Origin of the sequence: Mycobacterium sp., assembly GCF_025965855.1 — a bacterium.
GTDB lineage: Bacteria > Actinomycetota > Actinomycetes > Mycobacteriales > Mycobacteriaceae > Mycobacterium.
Genome location: NZ_JAOPWB010000203.1, coordinates 38,450 through 59,812, shown reverse-complemented (window position 1 = coordinate 59,812; position 21,363 = coordinate 38,450). Strand labels below are relative to the sequence as shown.

At 68.6% G+C, this 21,363-nt stretch carries 20 protein-coding genes; 9 read left to right on the top strand and 11 right to left on the bottom strand.

The features are described from left to right. The 4 genes from JWP83_RS17640 to JWP83_RS17625 form a co-directional block, all read right to left on the bottom strand. On the bottom strand, window positions 1-546 hold a 546-nt coding region (locus tag JWP83_RS17640; protein ID WP_297732388.1), incomplete at its 3' end, for an IMP dehydrogenase. A gap of 44 nt (window positions 547-590) precedes the next feature. Continuing rightward, window positions 591-2,057, bottom strand: a complete 1,467-nt coding sequence (gndA, locus tag JWP83_RS17635; protein WP_297732386.1) for an NADP-dependent phosphogluconate dehydrogenase — start codon at window positions 2,055-2,057, stop codon at window positions 591-593. Between the two features lie 116 nt (window positions 2,058-2,173). Next, window positions 2,174-3,124, bottom strand: a complete 951-nt coding sequence (locus JWP83_RS17630) for a M56 family metallopeptidase (protein WP_297732384.1) — start codon at window positions 3,122-3,124, stop codon at window positions 2,174-2,176. A gap of 14 nt (window positions 3,125-3,138) precedes the next feature. After that, entirely contained in the window at window positions 3,139-3,558 is a 420-nt protein-coding gene (locus JWP83_RS17625; protein ID WP_297732382.1) for a BlaI/MecI/CopY family transcriptional regulator, read from the bottom strand. A gap of 300 nt (window positions 3,559-3,858) precedes the next feature. On the opposite strand from JWP83_RS17625, the gene JWP83_RS17620 reads away from it, so the two are divergent. Continuing rightward, the gene (locus tag JWP83_RS17620) at window positions 3,859-4,281 is read left to right on the top strand and encodes a PaaI family thioesterase (RefSeq protein WP_297732380.1); all 423 of its coding nucleotides are present in this window, start codon (window positions 3,859-3,861) and stop codon (window positions 4,279-4,281) included. Window positions 4,282-4,346: 65 nt separating this feature from the next. Here the strand turns inward: JWP83_RS17620 and JWP83_RS17615 are convergent, their stop codons facing one another. The 3 genes from JWP83_RS17615 to JWP83_RS17605 all read right to left on the bottom strand — a co-directional run bounded on the left by JWP83_RS17615 (window position 4,347) and on the right by JWP83_RS17605 (window position 7,565). After that, window positions 4,347-5,732: an NAD(P)/FAD-dependent oxidoreductase gene (locus JWP83_RS17615; RefSeq protein WP_297732378.1), complete on the bottom strand. Its 1,386-nt coding sequence runs from the start codon at window positions 5,730-5,732 to the stop codon at window positions 4,347-4,349. A gap of 174 nt (window positions 5,733-5,906) precedes the next feature. Continuing rightward, window positions 5,907-6,824, bottom strand: a complete 918-nt coding sequence (locus tag JWP83_RS17610) for an LLM class F420-dependent oxidoreductase (protein WP_297732376.1) — start codon at window positions 6,822-6,824, stop codon at window positions 5,907-5,909. Between the two features lie 63 nt (window positions 6,825-6,887). Then, window positions 6,888-7,565: an SDR family oxidoreductase gene (locus JWP83_RS17605; protein WP_297732374.1), complete on the bottom strand. Its 678-nt coding sequence runs from the start codon at window positions 7,563-7,565 to the stop codon at window positions 6,888-6,890. A 212-nt stretch (window positions 7,566-7,777) separates the two neighbouring features. On the opposite strand from JWP83_RS17605, the gene modA reads away from it, so the two are divergent. The 6 genes from modA to JWP83_RS17575 all read left to right on the top strand — a co-directional run bounded on the left by modA (window position 7,778) and on the right by JWP83_RS17575 (window position 13,036). Beyond that, a complete protein-coding gene (gene modA, locus JWP83_RS17600) occupies window positions 7,778-8,554 on the top strand; it encodes a molybdate ABC transporter substrate-binding protein (RefSeq protein WP_297732372.1) in 777 nt (258 codons plus the stop codon). A gap of 3 nt (window positions 8,555-8,557) precedes the next feature. Beyond that, on the top strand, window positions 8,558-9,352 hold the full coding sequence (locus JWP83_RS17595) for an ABC transporter permease (protein ID WP_297732370.1): 795 nt from the start codon (window positions 8,558-8,560) through the stop codon (window positions 9,350-9,352). 5 nt (window positions 9,353-9,357) lie between these two features. Then, window positions 9,358-10,464, top strand: a complete 1,107-nt coding sequence (locus JWP83_RS17590; protein WP_297732367.1) for a sulfate/molybdate ABC transporter ATP-binding protein — start codon at window positions 9,358-9,360, stop codon at window positions 10,462-10,464. 97 nt (window positions 10,465-10,561) lie between these two features. Then, window positions 10,562-11,533, top strand: coding sequence for an alanine and proline-rich secreted protein Apa (locus JWP83_RS17585; protein ID WP_297732365.1), 972 nt, complete (start codon window positions 10,562-10,564; stop codon window positions 11,531-11,533). 113 nt (window positions 11,534-11,646) lie between these two features. Then, window positions 11,647-11,949: a GlsB/YeaQ/YmgE family stress response membrane protein gene (locus tag JWP83_RS17580; protein WP_297732363.1), complete on the top strand. Its 303-nt coding sequence runs from the start codon at window positions 11,647-11,649 to the stop codon at window positions 11,947-11,949. A gap of 58 nt (window positions 11,950-12,007) precedes the next feature. Then, window positions 12,008-13,036, top strand: a complete 1,029-nt coding sequence (locus JWP83_RS17575; RefSeq protein WP_297732361.1) for a zinc-binding alcohol dehydrogenase family protein — start codon at window positions 12,008-12,010, stop codon at window positions 13,034-13,036. Between the two features lie 7 nt (window positions 13,037-13,043). On the opposite strand, the gene JWP83_RS17570 is transcribed toward JWP83_RS17575, so the two are convergent. The 3 genes from JWP83_RS17570 to JWP83_RS17560 form a co-directional block, all read right to left on the bottom strand. Beyond that, window positions 13,044-13,805, bottom strand: a complete 762-nt coding sequence (locus JWP83_RS17570; RefSeq protein ID WP_297732359.1) for a CPBP family intramembrane glutamic endopeptidase — start codon at window positions 13,803-13,805, stop codon at window positions 13,044-13,046. 136 nt (window positions 13,806-13,941) lie between these two features. After that, complete coding sequence (locus JWP83_RS17565; protein ID WP_297732357.1) at window positions 13,942-16,341, bottom strand: phosphoketolase; 2,400 nt, start codon at window positions 16,339-16,341, stop codon at window positions 13,942-13,944. Between the two features lie 42 nt (window positions 16,342-16,383). Then, on the bottom strand, window positions 16,384-17,232 hold the full coding sequence (locus tag JWP83_RS17560) for an SDR family oxidoreductase (RefSeq protein WP_297732355.1): 849 nt from the start codon (window positions 17,230-17,232) through the stop codon (window positions 16,384-16,386). 121 nt (window positions 17,233-17,353) lie between these two features. On the opposite strand from JWP83_RS17560, the gene JWP83_RS17555 reads away from it, so the two are divergent. Next, complete coding sequence (locus tag JWP83_RS17555) at window positions 17,354-17,863, top strand: GNAT family N-acetyltransferase (protein WP_297732353.1); 510 nt, start codon at window positions 17,354-17,356, stop codon at window positions 17,861-17,863. On the opposite strand, the gene JWP83_RS17550 is transcribed toward JWP83_RS17555, so the two are convergent. Further along, window positions 17,860-18,762, bottom strand: a complete 903-nt coding sequence (locus JWP83_RS17550) for an undecaprenyl-diphosphate phosphatase (protein ID WP_297732350.1) — start codon at window positions 18,760-18,762, stop codon at window positions 17,860-17,862. The two genes, JWP83_RS17555 and JWP83_RS17550, sit on opposite strands and share 4 nt — an antisense overlap. A gap of 150 nt (window positions 18,763-18,912) precedes the next feature. Here JWP83_RS17550 and JWP83_RS17545 point away from each other — a divergent pair, with 150 nt between their 5' ends. Next, window positions 18,913-21,357 (top strand): CoA transferase, encoded by a 2,445-nt coding sequence (locus tag JWP83_RS17545; RefSeq protein ID WP_297732348.1) that lies wholly within the window; start codon window positions 18,913-18,915, stop codon window positions 21,355-21,357. Window positions 21,358-21,363: the final 6 nt, after the last annotated feature.

Here is a 21,363-nt window from a genome sequence, read left to right as displayed (position 1 = left end):
CACGGCGACGTCGATCGGGGCGTGCTCGAGCAGGTCGAAGACCTTGCGCGGCTCGGTGCCCACCGGGGCCGTCACGAAGTCGGTCACCGCCACGTCGCGCACCCGGGTGAAGCGGTCCACGCCCAGGCACGACGATTCGGTGACCAAACCGATCGGGCGGCCCTCGAAGACGACGACGGCGACGCCGTGGGCGCGCTTGTGGATCAGCGCTGTCGCGTCGGACACCGAGTCGTCGGGCTCCAGCACCACCGGGGTATCGAGGACCATGTCGCGGCTTTTGACGAACTCCACCGTCTGTTGCACCGCGGGGATGGGGAGATCCTGGGGCAGGATCACGATGCCACCCCGGCGCGCCACCGTCTCGGCCATGCGCCGTCCGGCGACCGCGGTCATGTTGGCGACGACGACCGGGATGGTGGTGCCGGAGCCGTCGGCGCTGGACAAATCGACGTCGAAGCGCGACGCGACCTCGGAGCGGTTCGGCACGATGAAGACGTCGTTGTACGTCAGGTCGTACGCGGGTCGGTGCCCGTCCAGAAACCTCATGTGAGTCGGCTTGCCCCTTTACTCCCTCTTACCCGCAAACCCAGTTACGCGGGCACTTCGCTGCGGTCCCCGCTCCATAGCGTGTGGAAGCGCTTGTCCGGGTCGGCGTCGATGCGTCCGTAGGTGTGCGCGCCGAAGAAGTCGCGCAGCCCCTGGGTGAGCGCGGCGGGCAGCCGCTCGGTGCGCAGCGCGTCGTAGTAGGACAGCGCCGAGGAGAAGCCCGGGATCGGGATGCCGAGCTGCGTGGCGGTCACCACGACGCGGCGCCAGCCGTCGATGGCGGCCTCGATCGCGCTGCGGAAATACGGCGCGACGATCAGCGTCGGCAGGTCGGGGTCCTCGTCGAACGCCTCCTTGATGCGGTTGAGGAACTTCGCCCGGATGATGCAGCCACCGCGCCAGATGGTGGCCAGGTCGCCCGGCGTGATGCTCCAGTCGTATTCGGCGCTGCCGGCCTGAATCTGGTTGAACCCCTGGGCATAAGCGATGATTTTCGACGCGTACAGGGCCTGGCGGACGTCCTCGGTGAACTGCTTTGCGTCACTGGGCTGAGCGCCCAGATCGCCCGAGGCCAGCCCCGTGGTGGCCTTGCGCTGGGTGACCGAACCCGACAGCGCGCGGGCGAACACCGCCTCGGCGATGCCGGTGACCGGCACGCCGAGGTCGAGTGCCGACTTCACGGTCCAGCGGCCGGTGCCCTTCTGCTCGGCCTCGTCGAGGATGACGTCGACGAGCGGCTTGCCGGTCTTGGCGTCGGTCTGGCGCAAGACCTGGGCGGTGATCTCGACGAGGAAGCTGTCGAGGTCGCCCTTGTTCCACTCGTCGAACACGCCGGCGATCTCTTCGGCAGTCTGGCCGAGCCCGTCGCGCAGCAGTTGGTAGGCCTCGCCGATCAGCTGCATGTCGGAGTACTCGATGCCGTTGTGCACCATCTTGACGAAGTGGCCGGCGCCGTCGGGGCCGATGTGCGTGCAGCACGGGACGCCGTCGACGTGCGCCGAGATCTCCTCGAGCAGGGGGCCCAGCGACTTGTAAGACTCCGCCGGCCCGCCCGGCATGATCGACGGTCCTTTGAGCGCGCCTTCCTCGCCGCCGGAGATGCCGGCGCCGACGAAGTGCAGGCCGCGCTCGCGCATCGCCTTCTCGCGCCGGATGGTGTCGGTGTAAAGGGCATTGCCGCCGTCGATGATGATGTCGCCTTCCTCCATGGCGTCGGCGAGCTCGTTGATGACGGCATCGGTCGGGTCGCCGGCCTTGACCATGATCAGCACCCGCCGCGGCTTCTCCAGCGCGTCGAGGAATTCCGCGATGGTCTCCGAGCGCACGAACTTGCCCTCGTCGCCGTGCTCCTTGAGCAGTGCGTCGGTCTTGGCGATCGACCGGTTGTGCAGCGCCACCGTGTAGCCGTGATGGGCGAAGTTGCGGGCGATGTTGGAACCCATGACGGCGAGGCCGGTGACGCCGATCTGCGCGGTACCAGTCTTCGAATCCTTGAAATCCGGGGCACTCATGTCTCGCCTTTCGTTGGAAAACTTTTCCCTAATGCTTCCAAAGCGGTTCCGTCACACTGTGACACAGCGGGCTGGATCTGCCCGGGGTGGATCGGTTCTCCGTAAATATGTAGGCCTTAGAGATTGAAGAGTCGCTGCAGCTCGGTGAACCACGGTACGACGAGCGCGATGGTGGGGACCACCAGCACCGCCGCCGCGGTCAGGTACGCCGCCGCCGACAGCATCGGGCTGTTCCCGCGACCGGACAGCCGGCGCACGCGTAGCACCGTGCTCGTGCCGCCGACGGCCAGCGCGCCCGACGGCGCCCGCCCGGACGCGCAGGCGACCAGCGCCCGGGCCAGGGGAGCGCGCCCTGCGGCGCGCACGGCGGCGTCATCGGCGAGCAGCTCGACGATCAGTTGCACCGAGCGCAGCGCGTTTGCGCTGCGCACCAGCCGCGGGAAGGCGGCGTGCACCGCGCTGAACGCTTCCAGCACCAGGTCGTGGCGGGCCCGCAGGTGTGCGCGCTCGTGGGTGAGAATGGCCGCGACCTCGTCCCCGGCGAGCGTGGTCAGGGCCCCTTCGCTGACCACAACCCGGCTGCGCACCCCCGGCAGGCAGTAGGCGAACGGTTGCGCGACGTCCAGGACGCGAAGATCGCGTGCCCGGGTGCACTGCGTGGTGAGAGCGGCGCCGTGCCCCATGCCGACGAGGTCTACGACCATGCGGTGGTGGGCGCGCCGGCGGCGATTGGCGATGGCCACCCGCAAAACCGCGACCATCAACCGGATGCCGACCAGCACGGTCAGCGCGAAGACGGTGATGTAGGCCGTCCACAGCGGCCAGCCGAGCCGGTCCGCGGCGCCGACGACGCTTGCGGTCGGCCGCCCGTCCGGGCCGGGCACCAGCAGCCGGCTGGCGATCGCGATGCCGGCGCTGAACGCCGAGAGCACCGCGGCCAGCGCGACGGCCTGCCACAACACCATCGCGGCGCGCGGGGCGCGCAAGGGCCACGTCGCGCGTGCCAATAAAGCCGGCGCCGGACCGACCAGCAGCACCGCGAGGATGGAGAAGGCCAGCGCGGACACGCTGCCAGTCTCCCTCAGTCCTCCGCTGATGCGCCAGCCGACGGCGTGTTGCTTCGCGGATTGGCTTCCAGCTCGGCGAGCGCGCGCCGAAGCGCCTCGGCTTCGTCGGCACCGACGCGTTCGACGAAGTGCACCAGGGCGGCCTGCCTGCTTCCCGAGTCCTCGGCCTGGTCCAGCGCGTCGACCATCAGCCCGGCGACTAGCTCGTCGCGCCCGTGCACGGGTGCGTACCGGTGGGCGCGGTCGTCGCGGATCTGGGAGACCAGGTTCTTCTTGGCCAACCGCTGCAACACGGTCATGATCGTCGTGTAGGCGAGGTCGCGGCGTGCCGACAACGCTTCGTGTACTTGGCGAACGGTTTGGGGTTCGGGCATGGACCACAAGTGATCCATCACGGCGCGTTCCAGATCCCCCAGCCGGGTCAGTTTGGCCATAGTGCGTTCATCTCCTGAGCGTCGAAACCAGCGTACTCCGCTTACTACTGGCCGTCGTACCTAATGCGGGCGCGATGCACCTCGGTCACCCCGCCGACAATACCTTGCGAAATTAGGGCAGCCTTGCCTATGCTGATGTCGATCGAGCGACAATGACCGCGGCGAGTCCTGAGGGCTGCAGTGACCCCCGGTCTACTCGATCGGCGAGCCCCGCGCCCGGCGCGGGGCTCGCCTGTTTTCGGGGTAGGCGGTTGCGCGCCGACGGGCCCGGATCCCCGATGGTTCCGATGGTGTAGACACATGAACGTGCCACCGCCGCCCGACGCGATATTGCCGCAGAACTTCACCGCGCCGTTTGACAGCGAATTGGGGCTGCAGTTCACCGAACTCGGCCCCGACCGCGCCCGCGCACAACTCGAGGTCAGGCCGAAGCTGTTGCAGCCGATGGGCCTCGTGCATGGCGGTGTCTACTGCTCGATCATCGAGAGCATGGCCAGCGTGGCCGCCTACACCTGGCTCAACGCGAACGGCGACGGCGGCAAGGTGGTGGGGGTCAACAACAACACGGATTTTCTGCGCTCGATCAGCTCCGGGACGGTGCACGGCACCGCAGAGCCGATTCACCGCGGCCGCCGTCAGCAGCTGTGGCTGGTCACGATCACCGACGACAGCGATCGGGTAGTGGCCCGCGGTCAGGTGCGGCTGCAGAACCTCGAGGCGTAGCAGTTGCGGGCAGTGCGACGCCTTCCCAAGCCGATCGGGACCCCTCAGGCCGACCGGCCGGAAGGCTAACTGGCCCGCCTGGCCGCCGGACGCTTCGCCTCGGCCGCCAGTACTGCCAGCTGCTCGATGCGGGTGCGGGCAAACGCCTGCTGCTCGGTGATGGTGAGCTGGCCGCGACGAGTGCTCAGGAACGTCACAGTCCACGATAGCAGCGTGCTGATTTTGGTCTTGAAGCCGACCAGGTAGACCAGGTGCAGCACCAGCCACATCAGCCAGGCGATGAAGCCACTGAACTCCAGCGGACCCACCTTGGCGACCGCGGAAAACCGCGACACCGTGGCCATGGAGCCTTTGTCGAAGTACTGGAACGGCTCACGGTCGGCCGGGTCGGCCCCATCCAGTTCGGCCTTGACCGCGGCGGCGACGTACTTGGCGCCCTGGATGGCGCCCTGCGCCACCCCCGGCACGCCCTCGACGGCGGCCATGTCACCAATGACGAAGACATTCGGGTGCCCGGGGATGGACAGGTCGGGCAGCACCTTGACTCGTCCGGCCCGGTCGATTTCGACCGATGACTGCTCGGCGAGGTCCGCACCCAGCCCGCTGGCCTGAACCCCGGCGGACCACACCTTGCACGCGGATTCGATGCGCCGGACGGTGCCGTCAGAGTCCTTGACGGTGATGCCGTTGTGGTCGACGTCGGTGACCATCGCGCCCAGCTGGATTTCCACGCCCATCTTCTCCAGCCGCGCCGCGGCGCGCTGACCGAGCTTGTCGCCGAACGGCGGCAACACCGCGGGGGCGGCGTCGAGCAGGATCACTCGCGCCTTGGTGGAATCGATGTGCCGGAAAGACCCCTTCAAGGTATGGGCGGCCAATTCGGCGATCTGGCCGGCCATTTCGACGCCGGTGGGGCCCGCACCGATAACGGTGAACGTCAGCAGCTTGGCCCGTCGTTCCGGATCCCCGGACCGTTCGGCCTGTTCGAACGCGCTCAGGATCCGTCCCCGCACTTCCAGTGCGTCATCGATCGATTTCATACCCGGTGCGAACTCGGCGAAATGGTCGTTGCCGAAGTACGACTGGCCGGCGCCGGCGGCGACAATCAAGGTGTCGTAAGGGGTTTCGTAGGTGTGGCCGAGCAAGTCGGATACGACGAATCGCCCCACCAGATCGATGTGCGTGACGTCGCCGAGCAGCACCTGGACGTTGCGCTGCCTGCGCAGGACTACCCGGGTGGGCGGGGCGATGTCGCCCTCGGACACGATGCCGGTGGCCACCTGGTACAGCAGCGGCTGGAAGAGGTGGTGGGTGGTGCGCGCGATCAGCTTGATGTCGACGTTGGCGTGCTTGAGCTTCTTTGCCGCGTTGAGCCCGCCGAATCCCGATCCGATGATGACGACTTGATGACGACGCTCGGGTGCGGCAGTGGTTTCTGCCTGCGTGCTCATGTTCGGGCTGCTCCTGATCGGGGGCTCCTGGACGCGCGACTACATCAGTTACCACGCTACTGAAGGCGAAACCCCGAACCAGATCGTAAGCATGTGTAATGACCCACATCGCGGCATCGGGCCTGGTTGAGTGAACGTGATACTCGTCATGCTTGATGCCAAATGCGGTTTGCGTTACAGCCCCACCAGTGGGCGCAGCGCTTCGCCGGCCGCGGTGATGACGCCCGGCGTGTAGAAGGGCATGTTGATGATCACCCCGTCGACCCCGGCGTCGAACACCTTGGTCTTGAGTTGCTCGGCAACCGACTCGGCGCTACCGACCACCATGCGCTCAGTCATCTCGGAGGGGATCTGGTCGGCATTGAAGTTCTCGTCGACGACCGCCGTGGTCAGCGTGCTGGTTTCCAGCGTGGCCGGGTCGCGCCCTATCTCTTCGCATCGCTGCCGCACGACCTTCACCTTGGCCGGCAACTCGTCGAACCCGGCGATGAGGTTGAGGTGGTCGAAGTGGCGTGCGGCGAGCGGGATCGTCTTCTTCTCACCGCTGCCGCCGATCATCAACGGAATGTGGTCGCGGAAGCGGGGATTGGCCATCGCCTGGTTGGCGTGATACCACTTGCCGGAGAAGCTCGGCCGTTCGCCCTTGATCATCGGCAGGATGATCTGCAGCGCCTCCTCGAGGCGGTTGAACCTGTCGGTGAAGGTGCCGAATTCGAAGCCCAGCTGATCGTGCTCGAGCTCGAACCAGCCGGTGCCGATGCCCAGAATCGCCCGGCCCTGGCTCACCACGTCCAGCGTCGTGATGATCTTGGCGAGCAGCGTCGGATTGCGGTACGTGTTGCCGGTAACCAAGGTGCCCAGCTGCACCCGTTCGGTCGCGGTGGCCAGCGCGCCCAGCGTGGTGTAGGCCTCCAGCATTGGCTGGTCGGGATCGCCCAACATGGGCAGTTGATAGAAGTGGTCCATGACGAATACCGAGTCGAATCCGGCCGCTTCGGCCTCTTGGGCCTGAGCCAGAACGGTGGGGAAGAGCTTGTCCACCCCGGTGCCGTAGGAAAAGTTGGGAATCTGCAAACCAAGTCGGATAGCCACGTTGTTCACCGTAGCCACCAGCCCGGCATCAGGACCAGGGTGTGAAACGGATGTGATTTAGCCTCAGGCGAAATGAGCCAGCGCGCCGTGGCTGACGTGCAGTGTCTGGCCCGTGATGTGGCGAGCCGCCGGGGTGGTGAGGAACAGCGCCAAGCGGGCAACCTCCGCGGCGACCGTCGGCGGCGTGCGCGACAGGCCGTCGTAACCGGCCTGCACGCTGCGCCCGCTGGCCACGGTGTTGACGGTGATCCCGCGAGTGCCGAAGACCTCCGCCTGTCCCGCGGTCCAGTTCGACAGTGTCGCCTTGATTGCGGCGTCAATGCTTCCGGCCGGCGGGTTCTCGGCCACCACGCTGATGATGGAGCCGCCGGAGCGAAGGTGATCGCCGACGGCCTGGACGGTCAGCGCCACCGACAGCACGGTCGCGTCGAGGGCGTTGCGCCAGGCTTTGGCCGTGTCGGCGATCGAGTAGGTGCGCGGGTCGCCCGCGTCCCAGGCCGGCGCCGGCACGTTGACGATGGTGTCGAGGTGATGGGGGAACAACCCGCGCGCCTCGGCGACACTGCCCGGATCGGTGGTGTCGCAGACAATGGCGTCCACGTCGAGCTCCTTGGCGGCGATCTCGAGGTCGCTGCGGCGCGCGCCCACGAGGGTCACCTTGTGACCGTCATCGCGGAAGCCCTCGGCCACTGTGCGCCCCAGCTCCGTGTCGCCCCCGGTGACCAGCACCTCCACTGCCATGACCTCCTCGTGTTCAACGTCGAACCCAGAAGCTGCCTGGGATCTCAGCGCGTTACGCCATCAATCTAGGGAGATGTTACTGGACAGTAGCTACTCCGCGAAATTCCGGGCGCCGCGACGCGCGGATTATTTGCATAACTATTCGGCCGTCACTTTTTTGCGACGATTTAGCCACCGAGCGGACCGCATCGGCGGCGGGCTAGGGTGCACCCATGCGTCGGATCGGCATCCTGACCGGTTTGGTTTCGACACTGCTGGTTTCGGGGCTGGTGATGGGCATGACCGGGTGCAGCTCGAAAACAGCCGCCCCGCCCGCCGGGAAGGTTGTGGTGTTCGCCGCGGCCTCGTTAAAGCCGGCGTTCAGTCAGATCGGTCAGCAGTTCAAGACCGAAAACCCAGGCAGCAGTGTCGATTTCGAGTTCGCGGGTTCGTCCGAGCTGGCCACGCAATTGACTCAGGGCGCGACGGCCGACGTCTTCGCGTCGGCGGACACCGCGCAGATGGACACCGTCGCCAAGGCGGGGCTGCTGGCCGGCAACCCGACGAACTTCGCCTCGAACACATTGGTCATCGTCACGGCGCCGGGCAACCGGAAGAAGGTCGGATCCTTCGCAGACCTCGCGAACCCTGGGCTGGGCGTGGTGATCTGCCAGAAACCGGTGCCGTGCGGATCGGCGACCCAGCGCGTCGAAGACTGCACCGGAGTGCACCTCAACCCGGTCAGCGAGGAACTCAACGTGACCGACGTCCTCAACAAGGTCACCACCGGACAGGCGGACGCCGGGCTCGTCTACGTCACCGACGCCCACAGCGCCGGAAACAAGGTGGCGACCGTGAACTTTCCGGAAGCCGCCGGCGCGGTGAACGTCTATCCGATCGCGGTGTTGAAGAACGCCGCGCAGACAACGTTGGCGCAAAAGTTCGTGGCCATGGTGACCGGTGACACCGGTCAAAACATCCTGGCCCATTCGGGCTTCGCCAAACCCTGACCCGTGCACCGTCCAACGGATCTGCCGCAGTGGGTGTACATCCCCGCCGCCGCGGGGACCGCGTTCGTGGTCCTGCCGCTGATAGCGATCGCGATCAAGGTTGACTGGCCGAACTTCTGGTCGCTGATCACCAGCCCCTCGTCGCAGACGGCGCTGTTGCTGAGCCTGCGGACCGCCGCCGCCAGCACCGCCCTGTGCGTGCTGCTGGGAGTGCCGATGGCGCTGGTGCTTGCCCGCAGCACGGCGCGCCTGGTCCGGCTGCTGCGGCCGCTGATCCTGCTGCCGTTGGTGCTGCCGCCGGTGGTGGGCGGCATCGCCTTGCTCTACGCGTTCGGCCGGCTGGGATTGATCGGGCGATACCTCGACGCCGCCGGCATCAGCATCGCCTTCAGCACGACCGCGGTGGTGCTGGCGCAGACCTTCGTCTCGCTGCCGTTTCTGGTCATTTCCCTCGAGGGGGCCGCGCGCACCGCGGGAGCCGACTACGAGGTGGTGGCCGCGACGCTCGGGGCGCGACCAAGCACGATCTGGTGGCGGGTGACCCTGCCGCTGTTGCTGCCGGGCATGACGTCGGGGGCCGTGCTGGCGTTCGCCCGCTCGCTGGGGGAGTTCGGGGCGACGCTGACGTTCGCCGGGTCCAGGCAGGGGGTCACCCGAACCCTGCCGCTGGAGATCTACCTGCAGCGGGTGACCGACGCGAACGCGGCCGTGGCGTTGTCGATCCTGCTGGTGGCGGTGGCGGCCTTGGTGGTGCTGGGCCTGGGCGCGCGCCGGCTCACCGGGACTGACACGAGGTAGCGCCCATGAGCGAATTGCAGCTGCGCGCCGTCGTCGCCGAACGCCACCTGGATGTGGAGTTCTCGGTGTCCGCGGGCGAGGTGCTCGCGGTTCTCGGACCCAACGGCGCCGGCAAGTCGACCGCCCTGCACGTCATCGCCGGCCTGCTTCGCCCCGACGAGGGCGTCGTGCGGCTGGGGGATCGGGTGTTGACCGACACCGCGGCCGGCGTGCACGTCGCAACCCACGATCGCCGGGTGGGGTTGCTGCTGCAGGAACCGTTGCTGTTCCCGCACCTGAGCGTCGCCGCCAACGTGGCGTTCGGACCACACAGTCGGCGCAACGTGTCGCGCCTCCTCGGCCCGGCTCGCGCCGGCGAGAAGGCGACGGCGCTGCGCTGGCTGCGCGAGGTGGACGCCGAGCGCCTCGCCGACCGAAAACCGCGGCAGCTCTCCGGGGGTCAAGCCCAGCGGGTCGCGATCGCCCGCGCGTTGGCGGCCGAACCCGATGTGTTGCTGCTCGACGAGCCACTGGCCGGGCTCGACGTCGCCGCGGCCGCGGGCATCCGCGCGACGCTGCGCGGCGTGGTCACCCGGACCGGCCGCGTGGTAATCCTGATCACCCACGACCTGCTCGACGTGTTCACGCTGGCCGATCGAGCGCTGGTGCTCGAGTCGGGCAGGATCGCCGACATCGGGCCGGTGGCCGACGTTCTCACCGCGCCGCGCAGTCACTTCGGTGCCCGGATCACGGGCATCAACCTGGTCAACGGAACCGTCGGCCCCGACGGCTCGCTGCACGACCGCTCCGGCGTGCACTGGCACGCGACCCCCGCCCAGGAGCTGGACAGTCGGGTTGTCAACGCGGTCGCGGTGTTCCCACCCACGGCGGTGGCCGTGTACCGGGATCGGCCGCACGGCAGCCCACGCAATACGGTCGAGGTGACGGTGGCCGAGCTGGATGTCCACGGGCCCGCGGTCCTGGTGCGCGGCCGGGAGCAGTCGGACGGCGCCCCGGGGCTGGCCGCGGAAATCACCGTCGACGCCGCCACCGAGCTGCGGCTGACGCCCGGCGAGCGCGTCTGGTTCTCCGTCAAGGCCCACGAGGTGACGCTGTATCCGGCGCCGCAATGACCTGCGTCGACGCCTGCAAGGTTGCACATCGGCAACATCGGAAAACCCGCCGCAAGGCACCCTTGCGTCACAGCCGTAACGCGGTAGGTTCGTCGCCATGGATCAGGTGGACCCGAACTCGACACGTCGGAAAGGGCTGTGGGCGACGCTGGCGATCGCCACGGTGACCAGTGCCAGCGCCGTCGCCATCGCGTTGCCGGCGACCTCCAACGCCGATCCCGACACCCCCACCCCGGTCCCGCCAACCACGACGGCGGCACCAGCGCCCGCGCCGTCGACCACCACGACGGCGCCCCCTCCGGGCGCCCCGGGATCGCCCCAGCCGGGCGATCCCAACGCGGCGCCGCCGCCTCCGGTTGATCCGAACGCGCCCCCGCCGCCGGCCGTCGACCCCAACGCGGGCCGGATCGGCAACGCCGCCGGTGGGTTCAGCTTCGTCCTGCCCCCCGGCTGGGTGGAGTCCGACGCGACCCACCTCGACTACGGGTCGGAGTTGCTCAGCAAGACCACCGGCCAGCCCCCGATGCCGGGGCAGGCGCCGCCGGTTGCCAACGACACTCGCATCGTGATGGGCCGGCTGGACCAAAAGCTCTACGCCAGTGCCGAATCCACCGACGCCAAGGCCGCCGTCCGGCTGGGCTCGGACATGGGTGAGTTCTTCATGCCGTATCCCGGCACCCGGGTCAACCAGGCAACCGCCCCGCTGACCGCCGCCAATGGGATCACCGGAAGCGCGTCGTACTACGAGGTGAAATTCAGCGACCCGTCCAAGCCGAACGGCCAGATCTGGACCGGCGTAGTCGGCTCGCCCTCGGCCGGCAATGGGCCGCCGCAGCGCTGGTTCGTGGTCTGGCTGGGGACCTCGAACGACCCGGTGGACACGAACGCGGCCACGGCGCTGGCGCAGTCGATCCAGCTCTGGGCCCCGCCGGCGGCACCGGCACCGGCTCCTGGTGCCCCCGGACCCGCCCCCGGCGCACCGGCGCCCGCCCCGGCGCCGGGCCAGGCGCCCGCGGGGGAACTCACTCGGAACCCGGCGGCGACGCCGCAGCGCACCCTGCCGGCCTAAACTCCGCCGACATCACGGCCAATTAGACACACGTATCTTTACGCAATGCGGGTATACCGAAATCACGGTTCAGCAGCGAGCTGGCTTTTGATATCGATTGCAAGGAGACCCGCGTGGACGTCATCGCAGCAACCGAATACCTTGCCCGCAGCACGACACTGACCAGCGTCGGCTGGATCGGCTACATCATCATCGGCGGTCTGGCCGGGGCGCTCGCCAGCAGGATCATCAGGGGCAGCGGGGCCGGCATCGTGATGGACATCGTGATCGGCATCGTCGGCGCATTGATCGGCGGCTTCATCCTGAGCTTCTTCGTGGACACCGCCGGCGGCGGGATCATCTTCACCTTCTTCACCGCGCTGCTCGGCGCCCTGATCCTGCTCTGGGTCGTCGGCATGGTGCGCCGAAGGACCTAACCGCAGTTAACCCGTTGCAGCCCGGCGAAAGTCGGGCCGCTAGCGGCATGATGGGGTGATGGCCTCAGCGGTGACGACCACGACGATGCGCGCGTGGCGGGTGCGCCGGCCGGGACCAATCGAGACCGGCCCACTCGAGCAAGTCACCGCTGAGGTGCCGCGGCCCGAACCGTCGGAGCTGCTGGTTGCCGTGCGAGCGTGCGGGGTGTGCCGCACCGACCTGCACGTCACCGAGGGCGACCTGCCGGTGCACCGCGCCGGGGTAACGCCCGGCCACGAGGTCGTCGGGGAGGTCGTCGAAGTTGGGGGCGAGGCCGGTGACGAGTTCAAGCCGGGGGACCGGGTGGGCATCGCCTGGCTGCGCCACACCTGTGGCGTATGCAGATACTGCCGCCGCGGCAACGAGAACCTGTGTCCGCAGTCCCGCTACACCGGCTGGGACGCCGACGGGGGATACGCCGAATTCACCACCGTCCCAGCCGCTTTCGCGCACCACCTACCGGGCGGTTACAGCGACAGCGAGCTGGCCCCGTTGTTGTGCGCCGGCATCATCGGATACCGCTCCCTGCTGCGCGCCGAGCTGCCCCCGGGCGGACGCCTGGGTCTCTACGGATTCGGCGGCAGCGCCCACATCACCGCGCAGGTCGCGTTGGCGCAGGGCGCCGAGGTGCACGTGATGACCCGGGGCGCCGATGCGCGCAAGCTGGCGCTGGAACTCGGCGCCGCATCGGCCCAGGGTGCGGCCGATCCGCCGCCGGTGCCGCTGGATGCCGCGATCCTCTTCGCGCCCGTCGGCGAGCTGGTGCTGCCAGCGCTCGAGGCGCTGGACCGCGGCGGCACCCTGGCGATCGCGGGCATTCACCTGTCCGATATCCCGTCCCTGAACTACCAGCGTCACCTGTTTCAGGAACGCCAGGTCCGCTCGGTCACGTCGAACACCCGGGCGGACGCGCGGGCGTTCCTCGACTTCGCCGGCGAGCATCACATCAAGGTGACCACGCCGGAATACCCGCTTGCACGGGCCGACGAGGCCCTGACCGATCTGAGCGCCGGTCGCATCGCCGGCGCCGCGGTGCTGCTCGTCTGACCGGGGCTCAGGTCGACAGGTGCCAGACCAGCGCCGCGGCCAGGGCACCGAGTCCGTTCAGTGACCAGTGCAGCGCGATCGGCGCGATCAGGCTGCCGCTTCGCCGGCGCAGCCAGCTGAAGACGAACCCGGCCGTTCCGGTGGCCAGCACCGCCAGCGTCACCCCGGCCAGCATCCCGGCGAACCCGCCGCCGAACAGCCGGGTGAAGCCGACGTTGTTGCTGGTGAGCCCCAGCGAAGTGGCGACGTGCCAGAGACCGAACAGCAGCGACCCGCCCAGCGCCACCCCGCGAAAACCCCAGGCCCGGTGCAGCGCGCCGTGCAGCACCCCCCGAAACGCCAGCTCCTCGGGGATCACGGTCTGCAGTGGGATGACGACCATCGAGGCGATCAGGGCGCCGGAGATCGTGGCGTAGTGATTGTTCATGAACATCGGCCGGGTCATCGGCAACAGGATGCCGAGCGCGATCACCGACGCCACGACGGCCACGGCGCCCACCGCATAGGCCAGCCCGGGCTTGCAGTGTTCGCGGCCAAGACCGAGGTCGGCCCAGCCCAACCCGCGGTAGCGCATCAAGATCACGAGCCCGACGGCGGCTGCCGGGACGGTCGCGATGCTCGCCCACGGCGTGGTGAAGTGCGCGATCAGGTTCGTCAGCACCAGGACCACGACGACCACGGCGATGTCGAGATGGACGCGGAACCGGTGCGGCGCCGAGAGCTGCGACACCACCGGCTGGGTGTCGGCGGCAACCGTTGCGTCGGGCATTGGGCAAGCTTACCCGGGAGCCGGGTCCGCTCAGGTCAGCTCGACTCCCAGGCCCGATTGGTCGTCTCACTCCCGTCACTCACTGGGTTCGATTGTTCGCCTCGCTCCCGTCACTCACTACGTTCGTTCCGCTCGCTCAGCTCACGGGTTCGTTCCGCTCGCTCCACTCCCAGGCCCACCCCGAGATCGCCGGGTCGTCCTCGCCGTGCTCGCGGGTGTAGCCGCGGGCGGCGAGGCGGGCGTCGGCCATCCGCTGACGCAACATGGCGGCCTGGGTGGCCAGCCCGTCCACCCGGTCGATGACGTCCATGACCAGGTGGAACCGATCGAGGTCGTTGAGCATGACCATGTCGAAAGGCGTCGTCGTGGTGCCGCGCTCCTTGAAGCCGCGCACGTGAACGTGCGCGTGGTTCGTGCGGGCATAGGTCAGCCGGTGGATCAGCCAGGGGTAGCCGTGGTAGGCGAAGATGACCGGTTTGTCGCGGGTGAACAACGCGTCAAACTCCCTGTCCGGCAAGCCATGTGGGTGCTCGTAATCGGGCTGCAGCCGCATCAGGTCGACGACGTTGACCACCCGCACGGCCAGCTGCGGCAGCTCGCGACGCAGGATGTCTGCGGCGGCCAGGATCTCCTGCGTCGGGATGTCCCCGGCGCACGCCAGCACCACATCGGGTTCGGCGGTGGCCGTGCCGGCCCATTGCCAGATGCCAAGGCCGCGCGCGCAATGGGCGATGGCCTGGTCCATGTCCAGGTAGGCCAGGGCGGGCTGCTTGCCGGCGACGATCACGTTGACGTAATTGCGGCTGCGCAGGCAGTGGTCCGCCACCGAAAGCAGTGTGTTGCCGTCCGGCGGCAGGTACACCCGCGTCAGCTCGGCCCGTTTGTTCGCGACCAGGTCGATGAATCCGGGGTCCTGATGCGAGGCGCCGTTGTGGTCCTGGCGCCACACGTGGGAGGTCAGCAGGTAGTTCAGCGACGCGATCGGCCGCCGCCACGGCAGCTCCCGGCTGGTGGCAAGCCATTTCGCGTGCTGGTTGAGCATCGAGTCGACGATGTGGACGAACGCCTCGTAGCAGTTGAACAGGCCGTGCCGGCCGGTCAGCAGGTAGCCCTCCAGCCAGCCCTGGCACAGGTGCTCGGAGAGCACCTCCATCACGCGGCCGTCGGGTGCGAGGTGTTCGTCATCGGGCCCGATCTCGGAAAGCCACACCTTGTCGGTGGATCCGTACACGGCATCGAGCCGGTTGGAGGCGGTCTCGTCGGGGCCCATGAGGCGGAACCGGTCGCGGTTGCGCGCGATCACGTCGCGCAGGAAGGTGCCCAATATCCGGGTGGCCTCGTGCATTTCCGTGCCCGGCTGCGCTACCGGCACCCCGTAGTCACGGAAGTCGGGCAGGTCGAGGTCGTGCAGCAGCAGCCCGCCGTTGGCGTGCGGGTTGGCGCTCATCCGGCGATCACCGCGGGGCGCCAGCGCCCGCAGCTCGGGGCGCAGCGCGCCGTTGCCGTCGAACAATTCCTCGGGCCGGTAGCTGCGCAGCCATTCCTCCAGCTGCGCGCGGTGGGTGGGATTGTCGTGGGTTTCGGCCAGCGGCACCTGATGCGACCGCCAGGTGCCCTCCACCTTCTTGCCGTCGACCACCTTCGGCCCGGTCCAGCCCTTGGGGGTGCGCAGCACGATCATCGGCCACACGGGCCGCTCCGTCCGGCCGCCGTTGCGGGCGGCACGTTGGATGGCCGCGATGTCGTCGAAGGCGTCGTCGAGCGCGGCGGCCAGCTGCCGGTGCACGTTGGTCGGGTCGTCACCGGCGACCGTGATGGGTCGGTAGCCGTACCCGCGCAGCAGCGATTCCAGTTCTTGGTGGGGGATGCGGGCCAGCACGGTCGGGTTGGCGATCTTGTAGCCATTGAGCGCCAGGATGGGCAGCACGGCGCCGTCGGTGACCGGGTTCAGGAACTTGTTGGAGTGCCAGCCGGCGGCCAGGGGCCCCGTTTCGGCCTCGCCGTCGCCGACCACGCACGCCACCACCAGGTCCGGGTTGTCGAACGCCGCCCCGTAGGCGTGCACCAGCGCGTAGCCCAGCTCGCCGCCCTCGTGGATCGAGCCCGGCGTCTGGGCCGCGACGTGGCTGGGGATGCCGCCGGGAAAGGAGAACTGCCGGAACAACTTTCGCAGCCCCTCGGCGTCTTCCTCGATGCCGGTGTAGACCTCGCTGTAGGTCCCCTCCAGGTAGGCGTTGGCGACCAGCCCCGGGCCGCCGTGGCCCGGGCCGGTGACGTAGATGACGCTGGCGTCGCGGTTGCGGATGACGCGGTTCAGGTGCGCATAGATGAGGTTGAGCCCCGGCGTGGTGCCCCAGTGACCCAACAGCCGGGGTTTGATGTGCGCGGGCGACAGCGGTTCGGCCAGCAGCGGGTTATCCAGCAGGTAGATCTGGCCGACCGACAGGTAATTGGCTGCGCGCCAATACTTGTCGATGAGGGCTAGTTCGTCGTCCGAGAGGGCCGCGAGATCGGTGGTCGAGGTTTCTAGGGTCACCCCGCCGATTGTCCGCGTCCGAAGTAAACGGCGCCCTTCGGGCTATTCTTCGCCGCGGGCGCGTGCCTCGTAGGCCCGGCGCTTCGCGACGTCGACGTCGTCGGTGAAGACGTGCTCGCCACCGAGGGCGCGGTTCAGGGACTCGGCCACCCGTCGGGGCATGAACTTCTGGGATGCCACCATCGCGCCGGCCGCCCTGGTGACCCGCACCTTGGGCTTCGGGTGGGCGACGAGTCCGACGATCGCGTCGGCGATGTCGGACGGCTCGGCGTTCTTGAATCCCTTCATCCCGGCGGTCCCCGCGACGAGCTCGGTGTTGACGAACGTCGGCAGCACCGCGGAGAACTTCACGCCGGCCGGGCGGTATTCGAGCCTGGCCGAGTCGGTGAACGCCACCACCGCGTGCTTGCTGGCGCAGTAGCTGGCCAGGCCGACGGCGTAGAGCTCCCCGGCAAGCGAGGCGACGTTGATGACGTGGCCGGATCCGCGCGGGACCATGCGCTGGACTGCCAGCTTGCTGCCCAGCATCACGCCGTAGACGTTGATGTCCAGGATGCGGCGGGTGACCGCGTCCGGCTCGTCGATGATCCGGCCGACGGGCATGATGCCGGCATTGTTGATCAGCACGTCGATCGTGCCGAGCTGGCGCTCGACGTCGTCGAGGAACTCCGAGAACGAGTGCGCTTCGGTGACGTCGAGTTTCCCGTAGACCTCGAGGCCGAGCGCGGCGCCCGATTCCTTCACCCGCACCTCGTCAATGTCTCCGATCGCGACCTTGGCGCCCAGGTTGTGCAGCGCGGTAGCGGTGGCCAGTCCGATTCCACGGGCGCCGCCGGTGATCACGACCACCTTGTCGCGCACCTTCAGGCCGATGGATGCCGTGTCTGCCATTTTCGTCGTCCTTCCCGAAAGTTGACGGGTGTCAGCATTGCGACTCGGTAAGCACACCACTGCGCGTCGTGCCGCGCAAATAGCGCGACGGCACGCAGGGCGAGGGCGCCATACTGCAACGGTGACCGAGGTGCGGGCGGCCGTCCAAGCGGATGCGCGCGACGTGGCCCGGCTGCAGGTCCGGTCGTGGCAGTCGGCATACCGGGGGCTGATCGCCCAGGAATACCTCGACGGCCTCACGCCCGAGGTCTTCGCCGACCGGTACACCTTCGGCCGCGTCGGGCTTCGGATGCCGTCCACGCTGATCGCGGTCGACGGTATCGCGATCCGCGGCCTGGTTATCACGGGCCTGTGCCGCGAGATGGACTTCCCGAACTTCGGTGAGCTGACAGCGATCTACGTCGATCCCGCGCACGTGCGGATGGGAGTCGGGCGGCTGCTGATCACCGCCGCGCGCGAACGGCTGCGTTTGGTCGGCGTGACGGGAGCCTTGCTTTGGCTGCTGGACGGGAACGTCCTCGCCCGGCGGTTTTACGAACGCGACGGGTGGAAACTCGACGGAGCCTGCCGCACAGTGACTTTCGGCAAATCAGCGGTGAAACAAGTGCGCTACCGGTGCGCGCCCGTCTAGTGCACGCTGAGCCACACCAGGCTGAAGCCGCCCGCCAGGGCGCAGTAGACGGCGAACGGTGTCAGGGTGCGGGTCTGGAAGTACCGCGTCAGGAACCGCACGGCCAGGTAGGCGCAGACGAAGGAGGCGACGCTGCCGGCCAGGACTTGGCCTCCGATCCCGGCCCCGAGCTGCCCGAACAGGTCCGGAACCTTGTAGACCCCGGCCGCCAGGATGATCGGCGTGGCCAGCAAGAACGAGAAGCGGGCGGCGTCTTCGTGCGAGAGGCCGCGCCACAGGCCGGCCACCATGGCGATGCCGGAGCGGCTGATGCCGGGCAGCAGCGCCAGGATCTGGGAGGACCCGATCACCAGCCCCCGGCGCATCGGCAGTTGGGCCAGCCGGTTGTCGACGGCCTCGCCGCTGTGGTCCGCCTGCTCGTCGTCGCCCGCCGGTGAGACGCGGCGACGCAGCACCTCGCCGGCATACAGCGCAATTCCGTTGAGCACCAGGAATGCCGCCGCCGGAATGGGTTTGCCCAGCGTGGCGCGGAAGAGGTGTTCGAGGGCCACCCCGGCCAGGCCGACCGGGATGGTGGCGACCACGATCAGCCAGGCAAGCCGCTCGTCGGGCGTCTGGATTCGTCGGTACCGCAGCGATGAGACGAAGCCGGCGACGATGCGTAACCAGTCCCGCCAAAAGAACACCAGCAGGGCGGCGGCGGTGGCGACGTGGAGGCCGACGATGAACGCGAGGTAGGGCGATTCGGGGGTGGAGACGTTGAGGTCCCGGGCCCATTGCCCACCGACCAGCGCCGGCACCAATACGGAGTGCCCGAGGCTGGAGACCGGGAACAGCTCGGTGACACCCTGGAACGCGCCGACTACCACGGCCTCGACATAGCTCAAGTGCGCGGTCATTGGGTGGGGCGCCTCCATCCCGGATCATTGATGAGAACTACCGAGCGTAGCCGGTCCGAATTTCCGCACCAACCGGCTTGGGCGGCTGCACATTTGGCCGCCGTGCAAGTGCTCGCGGCCGGCCGCTGACCAGGCAGGTACGGTGGGCGGATGTCAGACGGGTTGCTCGACGCCGTGCGCGTTCTCGACTTGTCGAGTGGCAGCGCCGACGCCGTGACGCGCCTGTTCGCCGACCTGGGCGCCGACGTGCTCAAGGTGGAACCTCCGGGCGGAAACCTTGGACGCGAGGAGTTGCCGGCGCTGGCCGGCGCGAGCATCCCGTTCGCCGTGCACAACGCCAACAAACGCAGCGCCATGCTGGACCCGCTCGAAGAGGACGATTGCTACCGGTTCCTCGACCTCGCCGCGGAGGCCGACATTGTCGTGGACAGCGGCCTGGACGGGCTGGCCGCCGCGTTCGGGGCGCCGGGTGCGGATTTGGCCGCCCGCTACCCGCACCTGGTGGTGCTGTCGATCACTGACTTCGGTGAGACGGGTCCGCGGTCCTCATGGCGTGCCACCGATCCGGTGTTGTTCGCGATGTGTGGCGCGTTGTCGCGATCGGGTCCCACCACCGGAACCCCCGTGTTGCCGCCGGACGGCATCGCTTCGGCAACCGCCGCAGTGCAGGCGGCGTGGGCCGCGCTCGTCGCCTACTACAACCGATTGCGCTGCGGCACAGGCGATTACGTCGACTTCTCGCGGTTCGACGCCGTCGTCATGGCGCTCGACCCGGCATTCGGCGCGCACGGGCAGGTCGCGGCCGGCGTCCGCCACAGCGGGCGGTGGCGCGGACGCCCGAAGAACCAGGACGCCTATCCGATCTGCCCATGCAAGGACGGGTATGTCCGGTTGTGCGTGATGGCGCCGCGGCAGTGGCGGGGATTGCGGCGCTGGCTGGGGGAGCCCGAAGACTTTCAGGACCCCGAATACGACGCGATCGGCGCCCGGATGGCGGCCTGGCCCGAGATCAGCGTTCTGGCTCAGGCCTTGTTCGCCGACCAGACGATGAGGGATCTGGTGGCCGCCGGGCAGGCGCACGGGGTGCCGATCGCCGCGGTGCTTCCGCCGTCCTGGGTCCTGGGCTCGGAACATTTCCAAGAGGTGGGCGCGATCACCGACGCCGAGCTGCTGCCCGGCGTGCGCACCCGCGTGCCCACCGGATATTTCGTCGTCGACGGGCAGCGGTCGGGTTTCCGTACACCGGCCCCGGCCGCGGGGCAGGACGAACCGTGCTGGCGCGGGAATCCGGTGCTGGTGCGGGCGCCGTCGGGCAGGGTCGGCGAGTATCCGCTTACCGGGCTGCGGATTCTCGACCTGGGCATCATCGTCGCCGGCGGCGAGCTGAGCCGGCTGTTCAGCGACTTGGGCGCCGAGGTCATCAAGGTGGAAAGCGCCGACTACCCCGACGGACTGCGGCAGGCCCGCGCCGGCGACGCCATGAGCGAGTCGTTCGCCTGGACCCACCGCAATCAGCTCGGCTTGGGCCTGGATCTGCGCAGCGCCGAGGGCAAGGACGTCTTCGGCCGGCTGGTCGCCGAGGCCGACGCCGTGTTCGCCAACTTCAAGCCGGGAACCCTTACCGCCCTTGGCTTTAACTACGACGCGCTGCGCGCCGTCAACCCGCGGATCGTGCTCGCGGGCAGCAGCGCTTACGGCAACAGCGGTCCCTGGCGGACCCGGCTCGGCTACGGTCCGTTGGTCCGCGCCGCCACCGGCGTCACCCGGCTGTGGACGTCCGAGGATGCGGACGACCAGCCCGGCACAGGGCGGCACGCCTTTTACGATGCGACGACGATCTTCCCCGATCACGTGGTCGGGCGGGTCACCGCCATCGCGGCGCTGGCCGCGCTAATCCATCGCGATCGCACCGGCAGCGGGGCCCACGTCCACATCTCGCAGGCCGAGGTCGTGGTCAATCAGCTCGACACGCTGTACGTCGCCGAGGCCGCACCGGCCGCGGGGATCGGCCCGATCCGCGACGACACCAGTGTGCACGCGGTCTACCCGTGCGCGGGCGACGACGAATGGTGCGCCATCTCGATCGGTTCGGACGACGAATGGCGGTGCCTCGCAGGCCTTCTCGACCATCCACAATGGGTCGACGACCCGCGGTTCGCGACCGGCGAGTCGCGCCTGGCCAACCGGCGCGAGTTGGTGGAGCTGGTGTCGACCTGGACGCGGTCGCGCACCCCGTTGCGCAATGCCGAACTGCTGCAGGCGGCCGGGGTCGCGGCCGGGCCGATGAACCGCCCGCCGGACATACTGGAAGACCCCCAGCTGATCGAACGAAAACTGTTCAGCGACATGGCGCATCCGCTGATCGAGCGCCCGCTGCCTGCGGAGACGGGCCCCGCACCCTTTCAGCACATCCCGCCGGCCCCACACCGCCCGGCGCCCCTGCCGGGCCAGGACACTCGCGAGATCTGCCGCGATCTGCTCGGGATGGGCGCCGAAGAGACCGAGCGGCTGATCCGCGATCGCGTGCTGTTCGCGAGTGCGGGCCAGGACCAGCCCGCCTGGCGTTCCCGGGCTGCGGGCCGGCCCGATTCATAGTCACGC